General features: G+C 61.5%; 24 protein-coding genes. 5 read left to right on the forward strand and 19 right to left on the reverse strand.

Translation table 11 applies throughout. The features are described from left to right. The 13 genes from NKH54_RS16185 to NKH54_RS16245 form a co-directional block, all read right to left on the reverse strand. Positions 1 to 417 carry a c-type cytochrome gene (locus NKH54_RS16185; RefSeq protein WP_023712217.1) on the reverse strand — a complete coding sequence of 139 codons (417 nt, stop codon included), beginning with the start codon at positions 415 to 417 and terminating at the stop codon, positions 1 to 3. Then, positions 398 to 1,276 carry a cytochrome c oxidase assembly protein gene (locus tag NKH54_RS16190; RefSeq protein ID WP_353028556.1) on the reverse strand — a complete coding sequence of 293 codons (879 nt, stop codon included), beginning with the start codon at positions 1,274 to 1,276 and terminating at the stop codon, positions 398 to 400. The genes NKH54_RS16185 and NKH54_RS16190 overlap by 20 nt, the downstream gene beginning before the upstream one ends. After that, on the reverse strand, positions 1,273 to 1,614 hold the full coding sequence (locus NKH54_RS16195; protein ID WP_023687807.1) for a hypothetical protein: 342 nt from the start codon (positions 1,612 to 1,614) through the stop codon (positions 1,273 to 1,275). Before NKH54_RS16195 ends, NKH54_RS16190 begins: the two co-directional genes overlap by 4 nt. Then, on the reverse strand, positions 1,614 to 2,219 hold the full coding sequence (locus NKH54_RS16200; RefSeq protein ID WP_023704607.1) for a cytochrome c oxidase subunit 3: 606 nt from the start codon (positions 2,217 to 2,219) through the stop codon (positions 1,614 to 1,616). Before NKH54_RS16200 ends, NKH54_RS16195 begins: the two co-directional genes overlap by 1 nt. Next, positions 2,216 to 4,192: a cytochrome c oxidase subunit I gene (gene ctaD, locus NKH54_RS16205; protein ID WP_353028557.1), complete on the reverse strand. Its 1,977-nt coding sequence runs from the start codon at positions 4,190 to 4,192 to the stop codon at positions 2,216 to 2,218. The genes NKH54_RS16200 and ctaD overlap by 4 nt, the downstream gene beginning before the upstream one ends. Then, complete coding sequence (coxB, locus tag NKH54_RS16210; RefSeq protein ID WP_353028558.1) at positions 4,189 to 5,202, reverse strand: cytochrome c oxidase subunit II; 1,014 nt, start codon at positions 5,200 to 5,202, stop codon at positions 4,189 to 4,191. The genes ctaD and coxB overlap by 4 nt, the downstream gene beginning before the upstream one ends. Next, the gene (locus NKH54_RS16215; protein ID WP_353028559.1) at positions 5,199 to 5,732 is read right to left on the reverse strand and encodes a c-type cytochrome; all 534 of its coding nucleotides are present in this window, start codon (positions 5,730 to 5,732) and stop codon (positions 5,199 to 5,201) included. The genes coxB and NKH54_RS16215 overlap by 4 nt, the downstream gene beginning before the upstream one ends. Further along, a complete protein-coding gene (locus tag NKH54_RS16220; protein WP_353028560.1) occupies positions 5,729 to 6,520 on the reverse strand; it encodes a substrate-binding domain-containing protein in 792 nt (263 codons plus the stop codon). Before NKH54_RS16220 ends, NKH54_RS16215 begins: the two co-directional genes overlap by 4 nt. 58 nt (positions 6,521 to 6,578) lie before the next feature. Then, the gene (locus NKH54_RS16225; protein WP_023748051.1) at positions 6,579 to 8,456 is read right to left on the reverse strand and encodes a methanol/ethanol family PQQ-dependent dehydrogenase; all 1,878 of its coding nucleotides are present in this window, start codon (positions 8,454 to 8,456) and stop codon (positions 6,579 to 6,581) included. After that, complete coding sequence (locus tag NKH54_RS16230; protein ID WP_023826387.1) at positions 8,453 to 9,235, reverse strand: heme-binding protein; 783 nt, start codon at positions 9,233 to 9,235, stop codon at positions 8,453 to 8,455. The genes NKH54_RS16225 and NKH54_RS16230 overlap by 4 nt, the downstream gene beginning before the upstream one ends. A gap of 273 nt (positions 9,236 to 9,508) precedes the next feature. Next, on the reverse strand, positions 9,509 to 10,558 hold the full coding sequence (locus NKH54_RS16235; RefSeq protein ID WP_023815899.1) for a chemotaxis protein CheB: 1,050 nt from the start codon (positions 10,556 to 10,558) through the stop codon (positions 9,509 to 9,511). Positions 10,559 to 10,693: 135 nt separating this feature from the next. Continuing rightward, positions 10,694 to 11,662, reverse strand: coding sequence for a manganese catalase family protein (locus NKH54_RS16240; protein ID WP_023681124.1), 969 nt, complete (start codon positions 11,660 to 11,662; stop codon positions 10,694 to 10,696). Between the two features lie 358 nt (positions 11,663 to 12,020). Continuing rightward, positions 12,021 to 15,173 (reverse strand): GAF domain-containing protein, encoded by a 3,153-nt coding sequence (locus NKH54_RS16245; protein WP_353028561.1) that lies wholly within the window; start codon positions 15,171 to 15,173, stop codon positions 12,021 to 12,023. 223 nt (positions 15,174 to 15,396) lie between these two features. Between NKH54_RS16245 and NKH54_RS16250 the strand changes: the two genes are divergently transcribed. The 4 genes from NKH54_RS16250 (at position 15,397) to NKH54_RS16265 (ending at position 18,024) form a co-directional block, all read left to right on the forward strand. Further along, a complete protein-coding gene (locus NKH54_RS16250) occupies positions 15,397 to 15,651 on the forward strand; it encodes a hypothetical protein (RefSeq protein ID WP_353028562.1) in 255 nt (84 codons plus the stop codon). A 128-nt stretch (positions 15,652 to 15,779) separates the two neighbouring features. Next, positions 15,780 to 16,838 carry an alpha/beta fold hydrolase gene (locus tag NKH54_RS16255; RefSeq protein ID WP_353028563.1) on the forward strand — a complete coding sequence of 353 codons (1,059 nt, stop codon included), beginning with the start codon at positions 15,780 to 15,782 and terminating at the stop codon, positions 16,836 to 16,838. A 20-nt stretch (positions 16,839 to 16,858) separates the two neighbouring features. After that, positions 16,859 to 17,389, forward strand: coding sequence for a DUF1003 domain-containing protein (locus tag NKH54_RS16260; RefSeq protein WP_023739561.1), 531 nt, complete (start codon positions 16,859 to 16,861; stop codon positions 17,387 to 17,389). A 242-nt stretch (positions 17,390 to 17,631) separates the two neighbouring features. Beyond that, positions 17,632 to 18,024, forward strand: coding sequence for a response regulator (locus NKH54_RS16265; RefSeq protein ID WP_353028564.1), 393 nt, complete (start codon positions 17,632 to 17,634; stop codon positions 18,022 to 18,024). A 185-nt stretch (positions 18,025 to 18,209) separates the two neighbouring features. Here the strand turns inward: NKH54_RS16265 and NKH54_RS16270 are convergent, their stop codons facing one another. The 3 genes from NKH54_RS16270 to NKH54_RS16280 form a co-directional block, all read right to left on the reverse strand. Continuing rightward, positions 18,210 to 18,386, reverse strand: coding sequence for a hypothetical protein (locus tag NKH54_RS16270; RefSeq protein WP_023687819.1), 177 nt, complete (start codon positions 18,384 to 18,386; stop codon positions 18,210 to 18,212). A 191-nt stretch (positions 18,387 to 18,577) separates the two neighbouring features. Then, positions 18,578 to 18,814, reverse strand: coding sequence for a DUF6894 family protein (locus tag NKH54_RS16275; protein WP_023668023.1), 237 nt, complete (start codon positions 18,812 to 18,814; stop codon positions 18,578 to 18,580). 19 nt (positions 18,815 to 18,833) lie between these two features. Further along, positions 18,834 to 19,673, reverse strand: a complete 840-nt coding sequence (locus tag NKH54_RS16280) for a Crp/Fnr family transcriptional regulator (protein ID WP_023714650.1) — start codon at positions 19,671 to 19,673, stop codon at positions 18,834 to 18,836. A gap of 308 nt (positions 19,674 to 19,981) precedes the next feature. Between NKH54_RS16280 and NKH54_RS16285 the strand changes: the two genes are divergently transcribed. Beyond that, entirely contained in the window at positions 19,982 to 23,311 is a 3,330-nt protein-coding gene (locus NKH54_RS16285; RefSeq protein ID WP_353028565.1) for a DEAD/DEAH box helicase, read from the forward strand. Between the two features lie 73 nt (positions 23,312 to 23,384). Here the strand turns inward: NKH54_RS16285 and cyoD are convergent, their stop codons facing one another. Genes cyoD through cyoB form a run of 3 tightly spaced genes read right to left on the reverse strand, consistent with a single transcriptional unit; the run spans position 23,385 to position 26,475 of the window. Beyond that, on the reverse strand, positions 23,385 to 23,795 hold the full coding sequence (gene cyoD / locus NKH54_RS16290) for a cytochrome o ubiquinol oxidase subunit IV (RefSeq protein ID WP_353028566.1): 411 nt from the start codon (positions 23,793 to 23,795) through the stop codon (positions 23,385 to 23,387). Continuing rightward, entirely contained in the window at positions 23,792 to 24,478 is a 687-nt protein-coding gene (locus NKH54_RS16295) for a cytochrome (ubi)quinol oxidase subunit III (RefSeq protein WP_023681134.1), read from the reverse strand. The genes cyoD and NKH54_RS16295 overlap by 4 nt, the downstream gene beginning before the upstream one ends. Next, positions 24,475 to 26,475 carry a cytochrome o ubiquinol oxidase subunit I gene (gene cyoB / locus NKH54_RS16300; protein WP_353028608.1) on the reverse strand — a complete coding sequence of 667 codons (2,001 nt, stop codon included), beginning with the start codon at positions 26,473 to 26,475 and terminating at the stop codon, positions 24,475 to 24,477. The genes NKH54_RS16295 and cyoB overlap by 4 nt, the downstream gene beginning before the upstream one ends. Position 26,476 lies beyond the last annotated feature (1 nt).

A 26,476-nucleotide genomic window follows, 5' to 3' on the forward strand; every position in this document is an offset into this window, starting at 1 on the left:
TTACCTCAAAGCATAGAGATAAGCGGCGATGTCCCGCGCCTGTTGCTCGGTGATCCTCGTCGACGGCATGGCCGTGTGCGGATTGACTTCCCTCGCCGAGCGTATCCAGCGGATCATGTTCTCCGGATTGTTTGCCAGCAGGCCACCGATAAAGACCCTGTCGGCAAGGCCACCGTCCAGGCGGGGTCCGACCTGGCCTTGCGCACCCGGTACGCCGGGTATCGTATGGCAGCCGGAGCAGCCATTCGCCGTCATGATCGGAATGGCGCGAGCGCCTACGCCCCCGGTCGCCGCATCCGACTCGTGCCGGACACGGTCGCGCCGGTCGGACCACAAGGTCGCCGCTGCTACAGCCGCGGTCAGCAGCAGGATTGCGGCAAGGGCGCCCCCGATCAGCCTACCCAGGTCGGAGCGCATGTGTTGCCTCCCTGGTTGCGCTGCTGCTTATCCACAGGCCGGCGAGCAGCAGGGCGGCGCCGCCATAGATCAAGCCGGCCGGAACCCACATTACCAATCCGGCAAGTTGCTGGTCCTCGATCGCGGTCAGGCCCCACAACGCGGCGCCGGCGCCATTCTCCGGATACCAGAGTTTGGGCGACATCAGCAGCAGGACACCGAGCAGGCCGGTATGAAGCGAGGTGAAGAAAAGATGCATGACGGAGCTGCCATAGGTCTGCTGTCGACCGGGGCGCGGAAGGAGCGCCCACCAGAACAGCAAGGCTGTGCCGAGGAAGCTCGCATGCTGGGCATAATGAAGAAAGCCCTGCTGGAGCGCTGCCTGGAACAACGCCGGAATGTGCCAGATCCAGATGGCGACGCCGTGAATGATCGTCGCGTTGAGGGGGCGGATCACCAGGGCCCAAACCGATTGCAGCGTCTTTGCGCGCGTGAGCTTGCCCGTTCCGCGGCGAAGTGAGGCCGGCAAGGACCAGAGCAGGACTGCGCCTGGGCACGCGGCGACAAGGAGGGGCGCCGTCACCGCCATCAGCAGTTCATGCTCGATCATATGGGCGGCAAACACCCGCTCGCCGAGCGCGTGGATGGGGCTGACCAGTGCTGCCGTCAGCACGCCCCAACCGGCGGCGAAAAACAACGCCTGCCGCATCCGCTCGGGACGGCCTCGGCTGCTGCGGCGCCACAACCGAGTCGCTCCGATGGAATAAAGGAAGGCAATCGCGGCCAGCGGAAACGTGATGGGAAATGCGAGCGTCCATCCGGCCTCGGGCGCGCCGGCGCCGTAGCAGATCGAGGTCGAGAAGAACGCGTCGAAGCTCATCGCAGGCACTCGTCGAGAATGAGAGCCGCGCTGCCTTGCATGATGATGACGAGGGCAAACAGCAATGCCGCAAGCATGCCGAGATCGGCGACGAACTGCTCGGTGCTGCGCGTGCGCTCAGGCTTGAAGGCGGCGCCGCCCTGCCGCTTCGCCCGCCATGACAAGGCACCGCCGAGCAGCGAAAGCACGGCGAGCACCAGTGCCACGGGAAGCACCACCGGCACCTGGCGGTTGCACTGCCATGGTACGAGTGCGTAGTTCAGCTGCGTCGAGATTGCCCAAGCCATCGGCCCCGACAGAAGACCAGCCCAGGACGTTCCCATTTTCAACGCACGCATCAGCCTAGCCTCGGCATCCAGTAGATGAGCAGATAGATCGGGATCCAGGTCAGCACCACGAAATCCCAATAGAAGACATTGTCGCCGACATCGCCGAAGCGCCGGCCGCTATAGCCATGGCGTGTGAACATCAGCACCGTCAAAACGATGGTGTCGCCGACATCGGTGATCAGGTGTGTGGTGTGCAGCCCGAGCAGCACCCAGAGCATCGAGCCATAGGCGTTCGTGTCCCAGTAGATGTTCAGCGCCGGGAATTCGAACCAGCGCACGACAAGCGGGGCCAGACCGAGCAGCGACATCACCACCAGCCCGATCCGCACCGGCACGATCGCGCATTGCTTGGCGTAGCCGTGGAGGATGTGGTTCGGCACCACGCTGATGATAAACAGGATGGTGACGATCGTCCCGGGCCAATGGTTGGGTTCCGGGGCGCTTAGACGCCAATTGGGCCACAAGGTCGCGAGATAGAGATAAGCGCCGGCGGCCAACGCAAAGCCCATGCCTTCCAGCGCCATGAAGCCGAGCGTTCCCCACCAGGTCGGGCTGCGCGGACCATGTCCAAAGGTTGGGAGGTCCGAAAGATCCAAGCTGGGACGCTCACTCATCCCTCATCCTCCGGGTCGTCCTTGGGCCAGAACCAGCCGATCAAGGTGATGGTGATCGGCGCGGCGCCCCAGACGATCGCCCAGGGCGTGAAGATCGAATAGACAAACGTACCGCCGACAGCGATTGCCGCCAGCAGCGGCCAGATCGACGGTGTCGCCGATTTCTCGCGAATGTCGGGGTGGGCTTCCGCCACGGTTGAGATCAACAGCTCACGGACATCGACGCGGAGTCCGGTCGCCACAGGCGGCGCCTCCCGTTCGGCCCAGAGCGGCTCGACGTGTGTGACAATCGGTATCCGCGCGAAATTATAGCTTGGCGGCGGCGAAGACGTCGCCCATTCGAGCGTACCGGCATCCCAGGGATTGTTTCCGGCCAGTGCGCCCTTCAACGCGCCGTGTACAAGATTGAACGTGAACAGTACGAAGCTGAGGAAAAAGAGCACCGCGCCGGCGCTGATGAACAGGTTGATGTTGCCCCAGCCAAGCTCGGCCGGATAGGTGTAGACCCTTCGTGGCATGCCCCAGAGCCCGACGAGATGCATTGGGAAAAAAGCCGCGTTGAAGCCGATGAAAGCCAGCCAGAAATGCCAGCGCCCGAGACGCTCGCTCATCATGCGGCCGCTGATCTTGGGGAACCAGAAATAGGCGGCGCCCAGCAGCGGGAAGACCGAACCGCCGATCAGCACGTAATGGAAATGGGCGACGACGAAATAGGTGTCGTGCACCTGGAGGTCCAGCGGCACCGAAGCGAGCATGACGCCGGTGAGGCCGCCGATGACGAAGATGAAAAAGAAGCCGAACACGAACAGCAGCGGCGTGCGGATCACCGGCCTGCCGTCCCACAAGGTTGCCAGCCAGCAGAAGATCTGAACGCCATTGGGGATGGCGATCAGCATGCTCGACGCGGTGAAGAAGCTGGCGCCGAGCTTGGGTAGCCCCGTCGCGAACATGTGATGGACCCAGAGGCCGAACGAAAGGAAACCGACGGCAATCAGCGACAAGACCAGCCCGAGATGCCCGAACACGGGACGCCGGGCGAAGACCGGGATGATCGCGGAGACCATGCCCGTCGCCGGCAGGAAGATGATGTAGACCTCGGGATGGCCAAAGAACCAGAACAGATGCTGGAAGAGCAGTGCGTCGCCGCCCTCGGCGGGGTTGAAGATATGTGTGCCGACCAGCCGGTCGAGGATCAGGAAGGTCGAGGTGATCATCACCGCGGGCATGGCGAAGACGACGACGAAGGAGGTAACCAGCATTGCCCAGACGTAGAGCGGAATCCTGTCCAGCGACATGCCGGGGGCTCGCTGCTTGAACACGGTGACGATGGTTGCCACCGCGACGGCCAGTGAGGATACTTCTGTATAAGTGATCATCTGGGCCCAGACGTCGGCCCGCTTGCCCGGCGCGAATTCGGGGCCTGACAGCGGCACATAAGCAAACCAGCCGACGTCGGGCGCCATGTTGAGCGCGAAAGACACCCAGGCGAATATGCCGCCCGAAACATAGATCCAGTAGCTGAACGCGTTCAGGCGGGGAAAGGCGATGTTGCGGCTGCCGACCATCAGCGGGACGAGATAGATGCCTGTCGCCTGCACGATGGGCACGGCGAACAGGAACATCATGGTCACACCATGCATCGTGAACAGCTGGTTGTAGAGGTCCGGGCCGATCAGACCGCGCTGCGGCCCTGAGAGCTGGATGCGCATGGCGACAGCGTTGAGCCCGCCCAGGCACAGAAACACGAAGGCGGTGATCAGATAGCGCCGTGCGACGACCTTGTGGTCGACGCTCGACAGCGCGCCGATGATGCCGGGGGGCGTGCGCCATGTCCGCGCCAGCCAGCGATCCAGGCTGGCATCGTCCATGCCGGTGTCGCGCGGTCCGTCATGCTCGGGTGCGACGTCGCCCTCGGTAGAGGTTTCACGCGCCGGCGGCAGGTCGCGTTCGCTTGTGAGGTCCGCGCTGCTCATTTAAGCGCCTCGAGGTAGGCGACCATGGCGTTGAGTTCGTCGCCGCTGAGCTCCACCACCGGCATGTGGGATCCGGGCTTGATGCCCTGTGGGTCGGCTATCCAGGCGGCGAGATTGCCGCGGCTCATTGTCAATGTCCCGGCGGCAAGCGTCTGCCGGCTGGCTATATGGGTGAGGTCAGGGGCGACCGTTCCTCCGGCAGGCGTGCCGCCTATTCTGTGACACATCACGCAAGGGCGCTTCAGAAACAGATCCTGGCCGGCCTTGGCCTCGTCCCCCGTCGGAGTAGCGGCCGGCTGCAACTGGTCGTTCCACCAGGCGTCGAACTTCGCACGCGGCTCGGCGATGATGAAGGTGCCCATGTTTGCGTGCTGCGCCCCGCAGAACTCGGCGCATTGACCTCGGTAAACACCAGGCTTGTCTGCCTTGAGGTCGAGCACGTTCATGTGGCCGGGAATGAGGTCGAGCTTGCCCGAAAGGCTCGGGATCCAGAAGGAATGGATGACGTCGGTCGAGGTCAGAAGAAGCCGCACCGGCTCCCCGGCTGGGATATGGATCTCGTTCGCCGTGGTCAGGATGCGGCTTGGCGTGGCATCCTCATAGCGCACCTCCCACCACCATTGATGGCCGGTGACCCGAATGGTCAGTGCGGCATCCGAGCCGATCGCGGCGAGCGTCCTGTTGGCGAAGAAGCTCAGCAAGGTCAGTCCGATCAGGACAATGGCGGTCAACCCGACGGCGGTCACCACCGCGCGCAGCTTCCGGTCGTCGGCGCCGGCCTCGATCGCGAGCGGCTCCGCCTGCGCGCGCGACCGCATCATCAAGGGCACGACGAGGGCGATCATCACCAGCACCCACACCACGGCGCAGAGCGCGGTGAAGAACCAGATCAGCCACGCCAGTTCGCTCGCCGCGGGACCTTTCGGGTCGAGGGCGGATTGCCAGCCCGCGCTTCCCTGCAGCAACAGCGCCCCGGCGGTGGCGAACGCCATCGAGACGAGACGTTTCACGGCGACTTCCCCAGCGTGGCCGCGTCGGGCATGCGGTTTTCCGAAGGATGCGCCATCATGTCGTCATTGCGTTGCGGCGCGGCGGAAGACGGCGCGTTGCCGCTCAGCGAGCGCACGAAAGCCGCAAGCTCCCAGATCTGGTCGTCGGGAATCTTGTCGCGGAAGCTCGGCATGCCGTTTGGCCGACCGTCGCGGATCGTGGCATGGATGCTTTCGATCGAGCTGCCATAGAGCCACTTCTGGTCCATCAGGGCCGGCCCCATGCCGCCGCCGCCATTGGCGTGGCATCCCGAACAGTTGAACCAGCCGAAAAGCCGTTTCCCTTCGCTCATGTGGAAGGCGTTGGCCTCGAAGCTCGCCGCCTTGTTGTCGCTGGCGGGGGGCCGCTGTCCGCCGGGCTCCAGCGTGGTCACAGGCGTCAGCTGCTCGCCCGATCCGAGCGCCGATTGCGGGCGCGTGTCACGTTCCTCGCGCTGGCAGGCAGCGAGCGCCAGGACTGGAAACAGGAGCATGGCCACAACGGCTCTCATCGCACCGGGCTCCCCGAGGCATCGAGGCGCGGCACGCCATACTGTGACAGCAAGGCATCTATCTCGACCTTGTGCCTGGACAGGGCGCCATTGACATCGCCGCGCAGCGCATCGTCTTCGCGGCGGACGCCCATCGAGATGTCGTAGATCATCGGCAGTTGCGGTCCGTCGATGCGGGGCACAACCGGCGTGATGCGGAGCGGCACCTTCTGCCTGGCGGCGAAGTAGCCGGCGAGGGGGCCCCAGACCACGGCAAGGTCGATCTCGCCACTCGCCACCGCTTCGACGATGCGCGCCGGCGGGTTGGGGGCGGAATAATCGCCATACACCGGATAGCCGACGAGGTGCCCGACGATACCGCGGCGGCCAAGCGCCTGGACCGGAGGCGAATTGGCGCCATCGTCGCCGATGAGCTGAACACCGATCCGCATGTCGCGCAGCCGCGGATCATTGAACGATGCTACGTCGGGGCCGTCCCTGCGGGTGACGAAGACATAGGACGATCGGTAGTAGGGCGTGGTGGTGCGCAGCATTTCGAGGTTGCTCGGCGTGCCCGGCACGAGATCGCATAGACCGGCCTTCAGCGTGTTTCGGATGAAGCCGCGGCGCTGCGCCCACCAGGTATAGGTCAGCTTCGCGCCGAGATCGGACGCAACGATTTCGGCGATCCTGTTCTCGAAGCCCTGACCGGCCGCGTTGGAGAACGGCATGTTGTTCGGATCGGCGCAGACCCTCAGCTCACGTGCGTCGGCTGTGGCCGTCAAGAACACGAAGGCGATGGCGGCCATGCCGATCGCCAGTCGTTGACACGCCTTTCGCGCCGGACCTACGGTCAAGTACAATTCATCAAGGCAGCCGGAACACATAAAGCGTGCCTCCCGAGGTTGTCGCGTTCTTCAGATCCTTCATGGCATTGACGAAACCGAGCGCGGCGGTGGCGTCACGCGGATCAAGATCGCCCGATACAATTGCGCCGGCCCAGCCGCCGACGCCTGAGAGGATGGCGACATATTGGTGCCCGTCGGGACCGCGATAGGTGATAGGCTGGCCGATGATCCCGGACGAGGTCTTGAACTGCCAAAGCAGGTCTCCGGTCTTGGCGCTGACCGCCTTGAACCAGCCTTCCATCGTGCCATAGAAGACAACGTCGCCGGCGGTCACCACCGCGCCGCTCCACACCGGGAAATTCTCCTTGAGGCTCCAGGCGGGTTTCTCCGCGGCGATGTCCCAGGCGGTGAAGGCGCCGCGATTACCGCCGGGCCCTGGTATCATGCGGACGTTCATGCCCACATAGGGCGTGCCGGCGATGTAGTTCACCTCGACGCCTTCTTCATCCATGCACAGATTGTTGTGCGGGATGTAGAGCAGGCCGGTCTTCGGCGAGAACGCGGAAGGCTGCCAGTCCTTGAGGCCCGACGCCGTCGGACAGATATCGCGAACGACCTTGCCGGTGCCGGTCTTCTTGTCCGGGTTTACGATCAGCCGACCGGTTTTCAGATCCACACCTTTGCTGGAGTTGACCGGACCAAACGGTTTTGCCGACAGCACCTCGCCGGTTGTCCGGTCGAGGATGTAGAGATAGCCGTTGCGCTCCGGCCGGATCAGCACCTTGCGCGGCTTGCCCTGCCAGGTCATGTCGAGCAGGATCTGCTCGTTGATGCCGTCATAATCGTGGAGGTCATGCGGGCTCCACTGATAGAACCATTTCGCCGCGCCGGTGTCGGGATCGCGCGCGAAAATGCCAGACGTCCACTTGTTGTCGCCAGGCCGCAAATCCGGATTCCATGGTCCGGGATTGCCGGTGCCGTGGAAGATCAGGTTCAGATCGGGATCATAGGAAATCCAGCCCCACATGTTGCCGCCGCCGATCTTCCAGGCTTCCGGCGGCCACGTCGTGACGCCAAGATCCTTGCCTTTGTCCATGTCGTAGTGCGGCTTGAAGTCCGGTCCGATCAGCACGTCCTTGTCCGGCCCGGTGCTATAGGCGATCCAGACGACATGACCGTCGCCGGCGTCGAGCGCCTTTACCCAGCCGCGAACGCCCATCTCGCCGCCGGAATTGCCGACCAGCACTTTGCCCTTCACCACAAGCGGCGCCATGGTGATGGTCTCGCCGATGTTGATGTTGCCGACATGAGTGTTCCAGATCGGCTTGCCCGTGTTCGCATCAAGGGCAATCGTGTGGCCGTCCAGCGTATTGAAAAAGATGCGCCCGTCGGCGAATGCCACCCCTCGGTTGACGACGTCGCAGCAGGCCACCCCCTGTGCCGCCGGCTCGGGATTGGGTTCGTACTTCCACTTCATCGGGGCGCCGGGCTTGGAGAGATCGAGCGCATAGACGAAGTTGGGAAAGGGCGTCACGATATACATGGTGTTGCCGACGACCAGCGGCGCTGCTTCCTGGCCCTTGTTCACGCCTGTCGAGAACGTGAACGCGACCTGCAGGTTCTTGACGTTGCCTTCATTGATCTCGGAGAGTTCGCTGAAGCGCGTCGACGCGTAGTTCTTGGCCGGCATCGTCCATTGGCCGTCATCGGGTGGCGAAGCTGCGGCTGGCGGTACGATCGCTGGTGTTTTAGGAGGCTCGGACGCAGCGCCCAGAAGCAGCAGGCAGGCGAGCAGCGTCACCAGAAGGATAGCGCCAAAGGAATTCCCGGCTGCCAATTTGCGGGTACGTCGTTCTACGTCAACGCGCGTTAATGCCAATTGCGGCATAGCTTTCATTTATTGATCGAGCCTCCCACGCCGGCGCCGAGTTCGGCGGCGATGTCGGCCTCCGTTCCGGCACAAAGCGGATGGCCCCAGCCCGAAGCGCTTTTGCCGCCGGGGTCCAGATCGTAGACAATGGCATCCTTGCGATTTGGATTGACGCCTGCCGGGACCTTGTCGAAGCCGAGCGCCGCGCGGATACGCCAGGCGACATTGTGATCGGCGCATGAGGAGTCGCCTGAAACGCCGAGGCCGCCGACAATGCTCTTGCCGTCGTAGAGGGCAAGCCCGCCGCCAAACACCACGACGCCTCCGATCGGCTTGCCGACGAGCGGGTCGCCGGCGCTTCCGAACGTTTTGGGATCGCCCGTATAGGCCGCGGCCTGGTTGACGGGATTGGTCTCCTGCAGGCCAAATAGCGGCCCGCCCGGCTGCACCCCCGCATAGAGATTGGCCGTAGAGAGGGCCATCTGAGCCAGGCTGAGACCGTTGGCCGTGTTGGCTTTCTCCGCTGCTATGAGCCGACTTCCCGGCCATTGCGAGTCGGGGGTGGGGCCGCTGAACGCAATCGCGCAGACAGTGCCGTCACGGGCAACGATGGCTGCCCATTCGTTGGTTTCAAAGCCGCCATTGGCTGGTCCGCCGCTTGCCTTCACGTTGGCTTTGAGGGCTGCAAGCAGCTTATCGTGATCGGCCGGACAGGGCTCCTGCGCCATGGCATCGTGCCCGTGGAACAGGCCACCCATCAGCAACAGCAGGCCAAAAAGAGGTACGAAAAGCTGCGAGCGATACATTGTCCTGGCATTCGTTTACATAACAAGGACCACCCCGGCAGACCGCAGAATGCGAGGATACGTCCAGTGCGTCAGTGCCTAACTCGCGTAATGCTTCTATGTTCCTGCTTTGCATAAAATTCGTGCAGTTGGATTTGGGTGCAGGTGTTCAATCAAAGCATGGGACCTGGATACCCGTGGCCACAGGCCAAGCAATGAGGCAACGCGGCTGATCCAGGAAAATGCGATCGGGATGGCGCAGACGCACCCGCCCTGACAAACGCTGTTGCCTTGTCACGGCGTTCGACGATGGATGATCTCTTCAATAAGTTTCGCGTCGGCTTCGTACTCCGCGGCCCGCGCAGCCATTTGGCTGGCCAGGCTGTGTCTTTCCCGCGCGGCTTCGCGTTTTGCCGTACGTTTCGCCAACTCAGCCCGCTGCTGGTGCGCTCTTAAAAGGCTCCAAAGAGCCTGTTCCGCATCGTCAGCCTGGGCCTGCATCAAAACGTCTGCCCCGAACGCATGTCCGGTGTGGCAGCGGTAACGGGTAATCGGCCCGTCTTCTATCTCCCATAGGGGGCCATGACATTCGGGGCAGACAAATGTCGAGGGGGTGCCAAGCTGGCCTTCGGTCAATTCCATTGTGCTGTGCTCCTGAGCTGCAATCGCTGCCTCAAGGCGGATGCCGGACGGGATTTCTGGTGTCGGTCCTGCGATTTCGGAAGCAAGCCTGTGCAACAGGCCAGCCATTTCGGACAGAGGGACGCAATGGTCGATTTCCACATTCTGCAAGGCGCTCAGCGGCATGTCGGGTACTGCGGCGTCGCCGGGGTCCTGGACTACGCTGACGCCTCCGCACATCTTGATTGCGTGCAGGCCGGCGGTGCCGTCGGAGAGGCTGCCTGTGAGCACGACGCCGATCACGCTGCCGCCAAAGCTGCAGGCCGCCGATCGAAACAGGGGGTCGATGGCGGGGCGCGCCAGGTTCTCGCGCGGCCCGCGCCGCAGCAGCATATGATCGTCGTGTAACAGAAGGTGAGCTCCCGGCGGTGCAACGAAGATGTGCCCGTTTTTAACCTTCATGCCGTTGGAGGCATTTGCAACGGGCATGTTGGCAGCGCGACCGAGAATGTCGCCGAGGTAACTCGTGGGACCAACGTGCTGTACGACGAGGAGAGCCGCCGGGATGTCCGGCGAAAGATCGCGGACAAGTCTCTTCAGCGCGTCAACGCCGCCGGCCGATGCTCCGATTGTCACGATGCACCGGTTCTCGCAACCGTCGGGACGGACCTTGTCCGGCTGGCCCGCACGCTCCGAATCTGATCGTGGTGCGGCGGTGGCCATGGTTGCTTCACCCACATTCAGCACAGATGTCGATGCGAGCGCTCCGGCCAGTCCGTTGCTGGTCGGGCGCCCTGCCTTCGTCGGTGTTAGCTTCCGGCCGCATCGCGGAACATAGATGCCCGCGTCGGCTCTGTACTAACGCCTACGTGCGCGTTTGACAGCAGCCTCTGCCACGGCCGGGGCCTCCTGAATGCTTGCCGCGCCGCCGAAATCGGCGTTCTTGGTACGGCCAGCTCCCGGGCCTGCTCCTAGATCAGCTCCTGTTGTCGGATCGGAAGCCGGATCGGAAAGCGTACGGTCGGCCATCCTGGCCACCACCTTCATGTCTTTGGCCCCCAGCTTGACAGTTGCCAGGCCGTCTCCGCCGTCGACGGGCATCACCTCTTCAAGGTCATCGATCCGATCCCACTCTTCGCCGGAATTCCATGGGCCAGCGACATCGCCGTCGCCTTGAGAGGTGTTGACATACATGCTGGCGTACTTCTCTACGCCTGGGAGCTTGCCGGAAGGGAAATTGTTTTCGATCGCGTAGAGTGCTTTCTCAAACGACTTCTGGTGCGCGATCTCGCGGGTCATCAGGAAGCCGAGCGCGTCCTTGATTCCCGGGTCGTCGGTGATGTTGATGAGGCGTTCGTAAACGATCTTGGCGCGAGCTTCGGCCGCGATATTCGATCGCAAATCCACCGTAGGTTCACCGCGCGAATCGACATAGGCCGCGGTCCAGGGAACGCCGGCTGAGTCGCACAGCGCGGGAGCGCCGCCGAACAGAATTGATTCCTTGGCTGTTGTGCCGCTGGCGCCGATCATCAGGTAAAGGTCGGCTTCCTTCATTTGGCCCTCGGCCAGCTGTGCCTTAAGCCCCTTGTTGAGCATGGTGACGATTGATCCCACCACTTCGAGATGGCTGAGTTCTTCGGTCGCAATATCGAGCAACATGTCGCGACGGCCAAGATCGTCCTCGCCAAGCCCTTGCGTGAAATAGCGCATGGCCGCTGCAAGCTCGCCATCGGCGCCGCCGAACTGTTCCATGATCATGCAGGCCAGGCGAGGATTCGGCTCCGAGACGCGAACGGTGTATTGCAGGCGCTTGTTGTGCATGAACATGGACATCTCTCCGGTTAGATCATCCGAACATCCCGGCAAGTTGATTGTTCCATCCGGCCATCGGCCAGCGAGCATTTTTACGGTAACTTCAGTGTTGAGCATCGCAGCGAGCCAGAGGCGGCATTTATTTCTCCGACCGGTGACCGGCGGCAACGAGATTTCGATCGTGCTGCGCCATCACAGCAATGAGCAAGGCCGCGGATGGGCAAGAGGTAGACAAAATCTGGAGGGATACTGGCTCGGAAAAGTGAAGCCGGGCCATGTCAATATGATGTCGGTGTCCGGCCCTTTCGCTGCACACCTTACGCGGCAAACGCCGGGTTCGGTCACACGGCCAGCGTCGCGGGCTGTTGCCCGTTCACTTTCGATCCAGCACCTTCCGGACTTTCTCTGCCAATTCGTCGATCGTGTAGGGCTTGGTCAAAAGTTCGGTTCCGAAATCGAGCGTGCCGTTGTGGACAATCGCATTTCGTGTGTAGCCGGTGGTGTAGAGCACTTTTAGCGACGGGTGCATTGTCTTGACCTGATCCACCAGCTCCCGGCCCGACATCTCCGGCATCACCACGTCGGTGAACAAAAGCGACGGCACTTGCCCGCTTTCGACGGCCACCAGCGCGTCGCGTGGGCCTTGCATTTCCAGCACGGAGTAGCCCAGTTCCCGCAGCGCTTCCGCCGCCATCAGCCGGACGCGATCTTCATCCTCGACAACCATGATGATCTCGTCTGCACAGCCGGGGTGCTCGCCTGCCACGACGTCGATTTGGCTGTCGAGCACGCCGTGGTGCGAGCGCGGCAAATATATTTTCAAGGTGGTTCCGATGCCCTGCTCGGAATAGATCTTCACACTGCCGCCGGACTGGCGAACAAACCCATAGACTTGACTGAGTCCCAGCCCGGTGCCTTTGCCGACCCCCTTGGTGGTGAAGAACGGATCGAAGGCTCTTGCGACAACATCAGCAGTCATGCCCGTTCCTGTATCGGTGACCGCTATCATCACATACTGGCCGGAGGGGATCGCGTTCTCCCTGGCATAGCGATCGTCGACGTGGGCGTTTGATGTCTCGATCGTCAGCTTGCCGCCAGCAGGCATGGCATCCCTTGCGTTGACGCAAAGGTTGAGCAGCGCGCTTTCCAATTGCCCTGCGTCGGCCTCGACATGCCATAGCCCCGCGGCGAGCACGGTCTCGATCTGGATGGTCTCGCCAAGCGTCCGGTTCAGCAATTCGCTCATACCGGAGACGAGGCGATTTGGATTCAGCCGCTTCGGCGCCAGTGGTTGCTGGCGGGAAAAGGCGAGCAGTCGCCTGGTAAGTTCTGCGGCACGTTGTGCTCCATCGATCGCGCCGGTTACGAATTGGTGGACGTTGGTATCGCCGTTTCTGAGCTTGCGCTGCACAAGGTTCAGGCCGCCGATGATGACGGCCAGCATATTGTTGAAGTCATGCGCGATGCCACCGGTGAGCTGTCCGACAGCTTCCATCTTCTGGGCTTGGCGCAGGTGCTCTTCTGCTCTGGTACGTTCGGCAACTTCGTCTCTGACACGTTGTTCGAGCGTGCCGTTGAGTGTCTGCAGCGCCTTGAACAGTCGGGAGTTGTCGATGGCCGTCGCGGCATGGCCGGCAAGCCCCAGCAAGGCCGCTTCTTGCTGTTCGGCGAACACGCCGGTCTCTGAATGACCAAGGAAGAGGCCGCCCAGGACCTCGCCCGAACGCGAGACGACCGGCACGGCGAGATAGGAACGCACCGGTAGATGGCCCTCCGGCATTCCCTTGCGGGGCCAGTTCTTGCCGTAGCGCGGATCGGTGAGGATATCGTCGGAACGCACCACGCTTGTTCCGCGGAAAGTGGGCTCGAACACCGCGGTGTTGCGCGGCATCGGAAAGTTTTCGAAAGCAGAACGAGGTGCCCCCGACAGGGCGTAGAGCACATAGCTGTCGCCCTTGTCGTCGATCACATTGTAGAAGAAAGCTCCGAATTGTGCGCCCGACAGCACCACGCCGGCATCGGTTACCGTCTGGACAATTCGCTCCACGTCAAGCTCGGCCGCCACGGCTGCCGCCGTAGCGTTCATCAACTGAAGCTGATGCTCCACCCGCTTTCGCGCGGTGACATCAACCACGGTGCCGATGAAGCGGATCGCACGGCCGGACTGGAAAAGCGCTTCCCCCGTTGCGGCAATCCAGCGCTCCTTGCCATCCCGAAGGCCGATCGTCCGGTATTCGATGTCGTAGCGGGAGGGGGTGCCCGGCGCGAGCGACTGGCGTACGGCCTCGTCGGCCCGTGCGCGATCTTCCGGGTGGAGGCCCGCCAGGAAGGCGCTTTCATATGTCACCTCGGCGTCCGGCGGCAAACCAAAAAGGGCTTTGCACCGGTCGTCCCAACGCAGCACTCCGCTGATGGGATCGTAATCCCAGGTGCCAATAGCGGCCGCGTCGGTGGCAAGCCTCAGCCGCTCCTCGCTCGCCCGTGCCGCCTGTTCCGAGCGAACGCGCTCGATGTGAGCCCAGGACCGCTCCGTCACCTCGGTCAGCAAGGACAATTCGCGTTGCGACCAGACGCGGCGCTGCTTGTCGTGGATGGCCATCAGGGCAGTCAGTCGGCCTTGTTTGACCAAAGGCATACAGATGGTTGCCGTTATCCCGATATCCTGAAAGGTCTTCGCTTCCTCGGGAGCGATTTCCTCAAGGTTGTTGTTGATGATAAGCGGCTTGTTGGCCCTGAGGTTGGTGACAGCCAGGCGACCGAAATCGGCAAGACTGTAATATCCCCTGATGCTGGGCGAGCCAGGTGCGCTCCAATCGCCGCGGATGGTGAAATGGTCTTGGTCCTGCTCCATGTCGGCATAGGCGCAAATCGAGACGCCAAGATGTTCGCCGAGGAGCCGAGTGGTGATCTGCATGACAGCATCGGCGTCGGCCGCGAGGGCTATCTCCCTGCCGAGGCGGTCGAGAAAAGCAAGGCGTTCGGCGTTCTCACGCAGGGCCAGTTCGGCGCGAAGGCGTTCTATCGCCGTACGCGTCCGGTCCGCGACTGCCGAAATGAGGGCTACTTCCTCCGTCGCCCAGCGTCTGGGCGCGGAGTGGTTCAGGTATAACAGCGCCACCAGCCCGCCATGCTCGGTAACGGGCATGTTGATGACGGATTGGGCGCTGATGGCTTTGAGTGCCTCCGCATGGCTGCTGGTTCGCGGATCTGTCTCGGCGTTTTCAAAGACAACGGTTTCGCCTCGCTTCAAATCCTCGATATACGAGCCGTAGTTCCTGAAATTCAGCGTCCCAGCCAGGCTTTTGATGCCTGGCGCGTTCCAGTCCCTGTCAATGGTGATCGTTTCTTTCTCTAGATCGATCGTGCCGTATCCGGCTCGGCTGATGCCAAAATGGTTCCCCAGCAGTTCCGCGGCTGCGTAGGCCAGTTCTGCGGGATCCGTAATCTCGCGAATACGGTCGCCCAGCGCTGCCAAAAGCTCGAAGCGCTGCAGTTCAGATCGCGGATTGCTTGAAGTGGCCCCCATTTCGCCCCCGTTTTGCCCGGACTTAAATGCAGTCTGCGGCCAAGAGTTCCCCGCAGGACGGCAGTTTGTTTGGCGGGCCGGTCAGCCGAACACGCCGCACCGCGGTCATAGGTTAATGACAGCTTGGCGCGCTGTGGCGGATAAAGGGGAAACCAGCGGGCACTTGACGAGCTCCCGCTGGCTGGGTGCCCGAACCGCACTTCACTCGTTTGGAGACGTTTTGATGCTTGACCGACCCATTCTTACGAATACGGACGCTCTCTATCCAGACGACCTGAAAACGCTTCGGTCGGTTTTCGACGCGCTGTGTGAGGAATTTGAGATTTCGTCGGACACTACCGCGGCAGAATCCATCGCGAGAGAGCTGGTCAGACTTTTCCAGACCGGGATGACGGAAGCGGCCATGCTGATGATTGCCGTGCGCACACGTTGGCAGGGTGATTGGAAAATGGGAGGCAGCAGCGCTGCCCAGGCTTAACGGTCCCAACTCCATGGAGAAGGCCTACTTTAGCCGCTTGAGCCGGTTGTACAGCGTTGTCTTGTCTGGCGGAACAAGCTTTCGCCCCGAGAGTTGGGGTCGGCAGATGGTTTCCAACAGGCACGGGCATGGCGTTCGACAGAGATGGACCGAAACTTGCGACCGGGTTGCTCGCGGCCTCGTTGGCGGCGCTGGCGGCATACAATGCCATCCGCGCCAAACGTGCGATTGCCGGCCGGGCATGCGGACGTGTGATGGAGATCGATGGTGTGCGCCTGCATTTTATCGAAGCCGGAACCGGCATGCCGCTGCTTCTCCTGCATGGCAATGGATCCATGGCGGAGGATTTCAAGTCGAGCGGCATCTTCGATGAGGCGGCAAAGACCTATCGGGTGCTTGCATTTGATCGTCCCGGTTTTGGGCGAAGCTCACGGCCGCGCGGCCGGCGTTGGTCCGCTCGCGACCAAGCCGACCTTATACATGCCGCCGCCTGCGGGCTGGGTATAGAGAAATACCTCGTGCTTGGACATTCCTGGGGAGCTTGGATCGCCCTCGAATTGGCGCGCAGGCATTCTCAATCGGTCGCCGGCATCGTGCTGGTCTCGGGCTATTACTATCCGCCGCCGCGGCTGGATCTTGCACTGGCCGCACTCCCTGCACTGCCTGTGATCGGCACCGCGTTTCGTCACACCTTGCTGCCGCCGCTTGTAAGGCTTGCTTGGCATTGGGCAATGGAGAAGATCTTTAAACCCGCCATCGTCGCCGGCGAGTTCGCCGCACTTGCCAAAGATGTCGCCAGCCGCCCTTCCCAACTGCGGGCGGTTTCTCTGGAGACAGCATCGATGCTGGCCGCGTCCCTGTTGGGAAAAGCCAACTATAGGGACATTGCCGTGCCCACCGGCATCATGGCGGGATCCGGGGATCGTTTGTTCGACGCGCAACGCGATGCACGACGCTTGCACGCGGAAGTCGGTGGGTCTCTCCTTGAGGTGGTTCCGGGCGCCGGCCACATGGTTCATCAGAGCGCCCCGCAGGCAGTGGTCGGCATGGTGCACACTATTGCAGGAGGGCACGCCTTGTCCCAAGGGGGCCGTCGGCAGCGACCCAAGTCTCGTGCCGTCGAGTTCAAGGCAGATCCGGCCTCGTGGGAGCCACCGGCGATAAGCGACGCCGCTTGCACGGAATGATCTCCAAGCGGGGCTTTCAAATGAGCGACCAACGTCCAGCCGACATGCAGTCGGTGCTCCACCAGAACATACAGGCCCTGGTCGAGCACAGGCGACAGCAAGAGGAGCACCAAGGTGTCCAAGCGTGGGTCGCCGGCGTTGTTTCGCGCTTCGCGGGAAGCATGACTTTCGTCTATTTGCACCTTGCAATTCTTGTCGTCTGGGTCCTCGCGAACCTTGGCGCGATACCAGCCGTCCCAGCCTGGGACCCGACTTTCGTGATCCTGGCCATGGTCGCCTCGGTTGAGGCAATCTTCCTGTCTACTTTCGTGCTGATCAATCAGAACAGAATGGCCGCACACAGCGAGCGGCGAGCCGAACTGGATTTGCAGATCAGCCTTCTAAACGAACATGAAACCACGCGGCTGATCGAGATGGTGGCTGCCTTGACGGCGCGTCTGAATATCTCGACCCCGGCCGACAAAGAGCTGCCGGAACTCGCCGAGAATGTCGATCCCCAAAAGGTGATGACGCAAATCCAGCAAGCTTCTGAAGATCAGGAGAACGCTTGATCAAAGCGACCTCGTCGGCGACGGTTCAGCGTCGGCTACAACCTGTAATTCAGCCTCATTGTCCAAGGCTGTCGAAGCAGCTAAGCCGGTGTCGGCCTTTTCCAGGGTGGCTTCCCGACGTCACAAGTCCGCCGCGCAATCGAGGCAGCGTAGAGCTTCGATAGCCAAAGGCTGCTGCGCGTCAGATGGAACCAAGTTGACGCCGAAATCGTATTAGCGGTAGCGGCTTGGGGAGATTCCGGGTGATCGAAGGTGCTGTTCTGATCGTCGAAGATGAGACAATGATCCTGCTCGACCTCGAGTCAGCTTTGGAGGAGGCCGGCTTCCAGGTGGTCGGCACTCGGAGTGCCGCCGAGGCGCTGGCGGCTTTCGACCCCGATCCGACCAAGTTCAAGGCCGTGCTCACGGACATCCGTCTGGGAGCAGGACAGTCGGGGTGGGAGGTCGCTCGGCACTTGCGAAGGTCCAACTCGACCATCCCGGTTGTCTATATCAGTGGCGACAGCGCGGTACACTGGGGAGCGGAAGGTGTGCCCAACAGCATAATGATCACCAAGCCCTTTTTTCTGCCGCAGATCATAACTGCCGTTTCTCAACTTCTAAACGCGCAGCAAGGTGCAGAAACTCACCTCTAGGAATCGGACCGCGGCTCCACGAAACCACCGAACATTCTTTCTTCGGCCGATCGGCGCCGTCCGGCGTAAAGCGTTCGCGTCTGCTTGGGTCAAATGTCGGCGGCCTCAACCAGATGTCGACCTCAGCTCCTTTCCCTCGCCACCGGCTCGCATCCACTCGGAAGCCCTCCCGAAAGCAGAGGCGCTCATTGGTTGAGCTTTCGGTCGAGTTCGTCAAGCAATGACCGATGCTCGCTGGGCATGTCCGCGTCTGTCGGCAGATCCAGCAACTGGCGAAGCTGGCGACGATTGGCGTCCGATGAAATCCACTCCCGTATGAGGCGGGCTATGACCTTTTGTTGTGCCTTGCCGATTTCTTCCATGTTAGATTCCGAGCTTGTCCGTTGGACGAACTCGGCGGCTCTTTGATGGTTCCCCGTCCTGTACACAAATCGAGGCACAATCTATGGGTTAATGCATGTCGCTCAAAAGTGGCCCTGGTTTTGAGACACGACATGCCAGTGGATGTTTGCAGTCCCAGTCCGCTCGCCTAACGCGCGCGTAGAGTGCAAATTTATACGTTCGATTTTACCCGAAGCGAGAGGCTCAGCCGCAAAATCTTGGCGCCATTTTCATCGCGCACTTCGATAAACAATTGCTGCCCGTCGACGCTCTTCAGTGACTCTCTCGTGAGGTCGACAAGGCCCTCGAATCCCGCGCGGCGGACCTCCTCGAGGCCAGCGCATTCGACACCTATTTCGTCCTCGAAGATGAGATCGCCATCGCCGCTGTCGAAGAAAAATCGTGCCATCGGAGAGCTTCCGTCACTGCTAATCTGCGGGGTTCCTTTGGTGCAGGTAGGTCGTGTCGAAATCTCCTGCGTGAGTGAGGCCAGCCCAGTCCAGTGCGTGAACTTTTGATCCCGAGGTGGCAATGAGGCCTCTGCGTCGTAGTTCCTGGAGCATCCGGTTGACGTGGACCGTGGACAAACCCAGTGCATCGCCAAGGGCCGCCTGTGTAATGGGGATATCCGCCACGTGATCCTCAATGCGCCCCATGGAGCGCAAACGAAAAATCAGTTCGCACAGGATGTGAGCCATGCGGGTGTATGCCTCTCGTCTTCCCACATTGATGACCCACTCCCTGTAAATCGCGGCATCTATCAACGTCGACCGCCAAAAAGCGGTGGCGATGCGAGGGTGCTGGTCGCAAACGGCACGCAGGGTGTCATGCCGCATGAAACCTATTCGCGCCGGCGTAAGGGTCGAGAAGTTACAATCCATGACCGACAGATGCAGCCCATGCAGATCAGGAATGTCGCCGGCGACGAAGAATGATGTGATTTGTCGCTTTCCTTCGCCCGTATGTTTGGTGGAACCGACCAAGCCATCAAGAACGACAAACGAGTAAACAGGACGGTCGCCCTCACGCACCAGATCGTGGTTGGCCAAATATTCCTTCTCCTGGATCGGAATGCCTTTCAGAACGCCGATGTCGGCCTCTCGAAGATCCGAGATGGTCTGAAGCTTGCGAATGAGTACATCCGAGGATGAGGTGGGGAACAAATTGACTACCTGGCTGATGTTGGTGATCGAACTATTATCCGCGCCAAAAGTTCCGACTGGCATGGGGACATATGCGCGGCGGCAGAAGGCGCCGCCGTGCGGCATGGTCCCATGCCTGGAGCGTTTTGCCAGCGTCGAGCGTGGTTGAAGATCCCGGAATGATCGAAGCACCAGTTTTTAGGACAGCCATAGGTGAGCAAGGCAGCAATGCATTAACCTATGACATAGGCTCGGTTAGAAATTTTCCCGCTGGGCAGCCAGCCCCAGGAGTTCGCCGATCACGGCGCAGCTTTGACCCTGTCGCTCCGCCCATTTCAAGGGCTGCACCCGCAGCCCGTCCTGGAACTCTTTGATGCGCCGCCAGGAACGGGGTGGCTCCGCTGACGTTGTCTCAGTGGCAAGGTGAGATTTCAGTGAACAGGCATATTTCGCGGACGGATGTCGAACAAATCGATCACACGGATGACAGCGGGTCTGCGATAGGGCACGGCGGACCGCCATCCTCAGCAATCGCGGTAGCGCTGGCCCGTGGCCTGGAGACCAGTCGGGACAAGCACATCATCCATATAGCTCCCTCGGAACGCAGTGCCGAGGAGATCGCCGGCGCCTTGCGTCAGTTCCTGCCTGACGCGGATATCATCTTGCTGCCGTCCTGGGATTGCCTGCCCTACGACAGGGTGTGGCCCACACGCGCCAATATGGGGCGAAGGCTTCGTGCGTTGCGTGAGATCGCAACGAAGCCGGATCGCCCGCGCATCGCTGTGATGTCGCTCGAAGCCATTCTGCAGCGGGTGCCGCCTGCTCCGGTCATCGCTGGCGGTTTCACAATTCTGGAGGTGGGACAAAAGCTCGACCGTGACGATTTCAGAACCAGGTCCGAAGCCATTGGCTATGTCGTCGACGAGAGGGTCGACGAACCGGGTGAGATAGCCTTTCGGGGCGATCTCATCGATATTTTCCCTGCTGGCGCGGATGGCCCCGTTCGCGTCATCGTTGGTCCCGATGCCTGCATCCGCCAGCTCAAGACCTACGACCCGCTCAGTCAGCTCAGCGATCAGGTTCGAGACTCGGTTACGGTCGGACCGGCATCCGAGCTGATCTTTAAAGCTGGTGAGCATCCTGAGCTGACAGCGATGCGCGCGACGTCGATGGAAGAGCGCCTGGTCGCATCGTATGGCGCTATGCCGTCCGTCTTCGATGCGGCTTCCAGCGCCTCGATCTCCTTCCTTGAAGGGACCGACGGGCAGCCGCTCGGCAGAGTTCTGGATCTGGTCGAGGATGCACGTCGTGCCAGGCAGGAGGCAGCCGGAACGAAAAAACCTTTGCCGGGACGATTTTACCTATCCCGTGAAGAGTGGGACGCTGCTCTGCTTAACCGCTGCTGCGTGAGACTTGCCGTTTCTGCCGTGGGAGTTCCCAAATTCTTCCGCCAGGCCCGACCCGGGCATGATTTCGCGGAATTCGTCACAAGGCAGACGAGCGCCGGAGTCAGAGTAGTGTTCACCGGCGATGCCTCTGAATTGCAGCGAGCAGATCGCCTGCTCGATAGGAGACTAGGCCGGCGGGCAGAGGAAGCGGCCGACTTGCCGCAAATCCTTTCGGCCGCAAGGGGCTCTCTTCTCAAGGCTGAATTCGTCCTCGACGAAGGGTTTGTCGACGCGCAATCCAATATCGCCGTGGTGGCCGCATCCGACCTGTTTGGTCCCGCGTTGAAGGCGAACGGGAGCGCGACCACGGGCATACTCGAACCCGAGTTGCGCATTGGCGATGTCGTCGTCCATGAAGACCATGGCCTGGGCGTGCTCGCCGCGGTCGAACAGGTCGAGTTGGCTGGCCAGCAACAGGATGTCGTCAGACTGGAATATCATGGCGGGGCTTCCTTGCTGGTTCCGGTCGACGACTTTGGACGAATATGGCGCTACGGCTCGGAACCGGAGGCAGTGTCCCTTGATCGCCTCAACGGCGAGGGCTGGCCGAAGCGACGCGAAGCTGCGTTGCGCGAGATCGACAGGCTGGCCAAACGCCTCTTGAGCCTTGCCAAAATCAGGTCCAGCCAGCCTGCCGAGATCATAAAGCCCTCCCGCACGGACTTGGCCCGTTTTGCGGCGAGATTTCCCTATACGGAGACGCCCGACCAAGCGGCCGCCATCCGCGCTGTGCTCGATGACCTTTCGTCGGGAAGAACAATGAACCGGCTCGTCTGCGGCGATGTCGGCTTCGGCAAGACAGAGGTCGCCCTGCGTGCTTGCGCCGCCGCCGCTCTCTGCGGGAAACAGGTTGCTATCATAGCACCGACAACAGTGTTGGCACGACAGCACTATGAGACGTTCAGCCGCCGCTTCGCGGGAACCGGCCTGCAGGTCGCCCACCTTTCTAGGATGGTCGGGGCAGCGGAGGCGAGAGCGGCAAAAGCGGGTCTACGGAGCGGCCAGGTTACGGTCGTTGTGGGTACTCAGGCCCTGGCGTCCAAGAGCGTCACCTTCGCCAATCTTGGACTGCTGGTGATCGACGAGGAGCACCGGTTCGGGGTCAAGTTGAAGCGGGCCCTGCGGACCATGACGCCTCGCCTCCATACGCTGAGCATGAGCGCCACACCGATACCCCGGACGCTGCAATCGGCGTTGTCGGGCATCCAGGACGTCAGCGTTCTAAACTCTCCGCCCGCCAAAAGACGTCCCGTTCGCACGATCTTGGCAGCGTTCGATCCAGCATCGGTGCGCGCGGCCCTTCTGCGTGAATTCCACCGGGGTGGACAGAGCTTTTTCGTGGTCCCGCGGATCGAGGATATTGCCCCGGCCTGTGACCAACTGAACAGACTGGTGCCGGAACTCGGGGTCAAGACGGCGCATGGTGAAATGAAGGGGAGACAGCTGGACGAAGTCATGGTCGGATTCGCCGACGGTGATGGCGACATTTTGTTGAGCACCGACATCATCGAGAGCGGCCTCGATGTGCCGCGGGCCAACACCATCATCGTTTGGCGCCCCGACCGGTTCGGTCTGGCGCAGTTGCACCAGCTGCGGGGCCGGGTCGGAAGGGGGGCGGTGCAGGCCGTAGCGTTTCTTCTGACCCAACCTGGCGTTGAACTGGCCGAAGGCACCAAGGCCCGGCTTTCGACGATGCTTGCGCTCGATCGGCTCGGCTCCGGCCTGGCAATCAGTCAAAGAGACCTCGACCTGCGTGGCGCCGGCGATCTTTTCGGCGAAGACCAGGCCGGGCATATGAAGCTGATCGGAGTGGGCTTGTACGAGCACTTGCTGGAGCGGGCGGTCTCGGCGGCTGGCGGAGGGGCCGACTTCGGCAAGCAACTTGCCGAGATCAATGGCTCGGGAAAGGGGGCTTTTCCCGAGAGCTATGTCGACGAGCCTACGGTGCGCGTTGGCCTCTATGCGCGGCTCTCCCGCATCCGTTCGGAGCCGGACCTCGATACATTCAGCGAAGAGCTCGAGGACCGCTTTGGAGACATGCCTGGCGAAGTAGCCCTTTTGCTGGAATTTACCAGGTTGCGAATAGCAGCGTCGGAATTGGGCGTCGGCAAAGTCGATGTGGGTCCCGAGGCTATCGCGATCACCCCTCGGTACAAGCCGTCGGCGTCCCAATGGCGGAACAGCAAGGCGTTGGGCCTGGACTACCGGAAGGGCCGCCTGATTTTCAGGCCGATCCAGCCCAGCGTCTCAGGCATCGATGCGGTTCGCTTAGCGCTTGATGCCCTACGCGCAGCCCAGCCAAAGCACGAGATCTGACGAGCCTTTTGTCTCCTGGGGCCATCGGTGCGAATGGTGCACTGTGGGCGGCCGTGCGTTCGCAGGGCAGCGTTCAAGGCATGGTTCCGGTTTGATGGGGTGTCATGGCAGCCATGTTTTCATTCAGGTGGGCCATGATCCAGATAGAGCCCAGAACCACCAGCGCGACGATCAGCACGCCGAAGGCCAGGGCCAGGATGTTGTTGGTGTTGTCCGGCCCGGTGGTCAGGTGCAGAAAGAAGACAAGATGCACGCCCATCTGCGCAACAGCGAGCACCACCAGGGCCGAGATGACCGCGGGCTGGTAAATCAGATCGGTTCGCGCCGCCAGGAATGACGCGATCGTGAGCAGGATGGCCAGCCCGAAGCCGAGCACATAGCCCGAGAGGCCCCCAGCCGTTTCGTGCTCGCTTATGTGTTCCTCGCCCGGCGCTGAATCGCGGCGGTCCTGCAACTCGTCGGTCTTGCTCTCGAACTCGGTCATGACGATGCTCCCAGCAGATAGACCAGGGTGAAGATGGCAACCCAGATGATGTCGAGGGCGTGCCAGAAGAGCCCGAAGCAGTGGAGCCGCCGCAAGATGTCGGGCCGAAAGCCCTTGACCCACAGCTGCGCCATCATCGTTCCCAGCCAGAGCAGGCCGAGACCGACGTGGGCACCGTGGCAGCCAACGAGCGCAAAGAAGGCAGAAAGAAATGCGCTGCGCGAGGGGCCTGCCTGCTCGCCGATCATTGCCGCGAACTCCTGTAGTTCCAGGAACAGGAACGCTGCCCCGAGCAACCCCGTGACGAGAAGCCAGAACTGCGTGGCAGCCATTGATCTGCGACGGGTGGCGAGTGTTGCCACGCCGCCGGTGAAGCTCGAAGTGAGCAGAAGGCCCGTCTGGACCGCAACCCGTGTCGGTTCGAACAGATCCTTGCCTGTCGGTCCGCCGGCGGTTGCCTTGGCGAGCACGGCGTAGGCGGCGAAAAATGCCGAGAACATGATGATGTCGGACAGGAGAAAGATCCAGAAGCCGTAGGTCACCGTGACGAACTTTGAGGCCGGGCCGCCTTCTCCGTGGCCCGTCGCAGAGCGCACCGCATGCCGACCGGTGTGATTAAGCCGATACGGGTCCCGTGCCTGGGTGCCGGCGCTGATGTCGCCGGAGAATGCGTGATCGCTCATGCCGGGCGCTCCCACCCGCGCAGCCAGGCAAACTGGGCTGCCTTGTGGTCATGGTCGATGCGGGCGACCTCGTCGACAGGGATCTCGTAGTCTCCATGATCGCGCCAGGCGAATACGACGAAGGTTGCGTAGGCGCCGATGAAGCCGACGATCGCCAGCCACCATATATGCCAGATCAGCGCGAAGCCGATCAGTGTGCTGAAGAAGGCGGTGACGAAGCCAGTCGGGCTGTTGCGAGGCATCTCGATCGGCTCATATGCCTTTTCCTCGTCCGAGCTCTGTTCGATCCCTCGTTGCTTGATGCTCCAGTAGGGCTCTTCGTCTTCCACGTGAGGCAGCCGTGCATAATTGAAGACAGGAGGAGGAGAAGATGTCGACCACTCCAGCGAACGCCCGTCCCACGGGTCGCCGGTTTCGTCGCGAAACTTGTCGCGATACCGGATCGAAACGAAAAGCTGTGTGATCTGCAGCGCCGCGCCGGCGATCATCACCACCACGCCGAAAGCGGCCACCACCAGCCACGGTGCCCAAAGGTCCATATCGATATGTTGCAGGCGCCGCGTCATGCCGAGCAGACCGACAATATAGAGCGGTACGAAGACCAGCATGTAGCCGGCCAAGGTGACCCAAAATGCCGCCTTTCCCCAGCCTTCGTGCAAACGGAAGCCGAACGCCTTGGGGAACCAGTAGCTGAAGCCGGCGAATGCTCCAAACAACACGCCCGAGATGATGACGTTATGGAAATGCGCGACGAGGAAAAGGGAATTGTGTAGCACGAAGTCGGCCGGCGGGACGGCAAGCAGGACGCCAGTCATGCCGCCGACGGTGAAGGTGGTCACGAAAGCCAGTGCCCAAAGCATCGGCGTGTCGAAACGAACGCGCCCGCCATACATGGTGAAGAGCCAGTTGTAGATTTTCACACCGGTTCCCACGGCAATGACCGACGTGGCGATGCCGAAGGCGGCATTAACGTCCGCTCCGGCACCCATGGTGAAGAAGTGATGCAGCCAGACCATGAACGAGACGATGCAGATGAACATCGTGGCCGCGACCATCGAACGGTATCCGAACAGCGGCTTCGATGAAAAAGTCGAGAAAATCTCGGAAAAGATTCCGAAGGCGGGAAGCACCAGGATGTATACTTCGGGATGGCCCCACGCCCAGATCAGGTTGACGAACATCATCTGATTTCCACCAGCTTCGTTGGTGAAGAAGTGGAAGCCGAGATACCGGTCCAGCGTCAGCATTGCGAGCGTGGCGGTAAGGATCGGGAAGGCTGCGACAATGAGCAGGTTGGACGCGAGCGAGGTCCAGCAGAACATCGGCATTCGCAGATAGCCCATTCCCGGCGCCCGCATCTTGAGGATGGTCGTCACCAGGTTGACGCCGGTGAGCAGCGTGCCGACGCCGGAGATCTGGATCGCCCACAGATAATAATCGACACCGACGCCCGGCGAGTAGGCGGTTTCCGACAAAGGGGCATAGGGCAGCCAGCCGGTGCGCGCGAACTCGCCGACCACAAGCGAGATGTTGACCAGCAGGGCTCCGGAAGCCGTCAGCCAGAAGCTGACGGAATTGAGCGTCGGAAAAGCGACATCGCGTACGCCAAGCTGCAGCGGCACGACGAAATTCATCAGGCCGATCATGAACGGCATCGCGGCGAAGAAGATCATGATCGTGCCGTGCGCGGAAAAGATCTGGTCGTAATGCTCCGGCGGGAGGTAGCCCGGCCCGTGAATCGCCAGCACCTGTTGTGTGCGCATCATGATAGCATCGATAAAACCACGAAGAAGCATGAGCATCGCCAGCACAATGTACATCACGCCGATGCGCTTGTGGTCGACCGAGCTTATCCACTCGCTCCACAGATATGGCCAGTAGCCCTTCACCGTTATCCAGCCAAGCACGGCGGCTGCTGCCAGAAAGACGCCAAGGGCTGCGCCGAGGGGGATAGGTTGATCGAAAGGAACGGCCGACCAGTCGAGCTTGCCCAGCATC

The sequence above is a fragment of the Mesorhizobium sp. M1004 genome, from assembly GCF_040318795.1.
Taxonomy (GTDB): domain Bacteria; phylum Pseudomonadota; class Alphaproteobacteria; order Rhizobiales; family Rhizobiaceae; genus Mesorhizobium.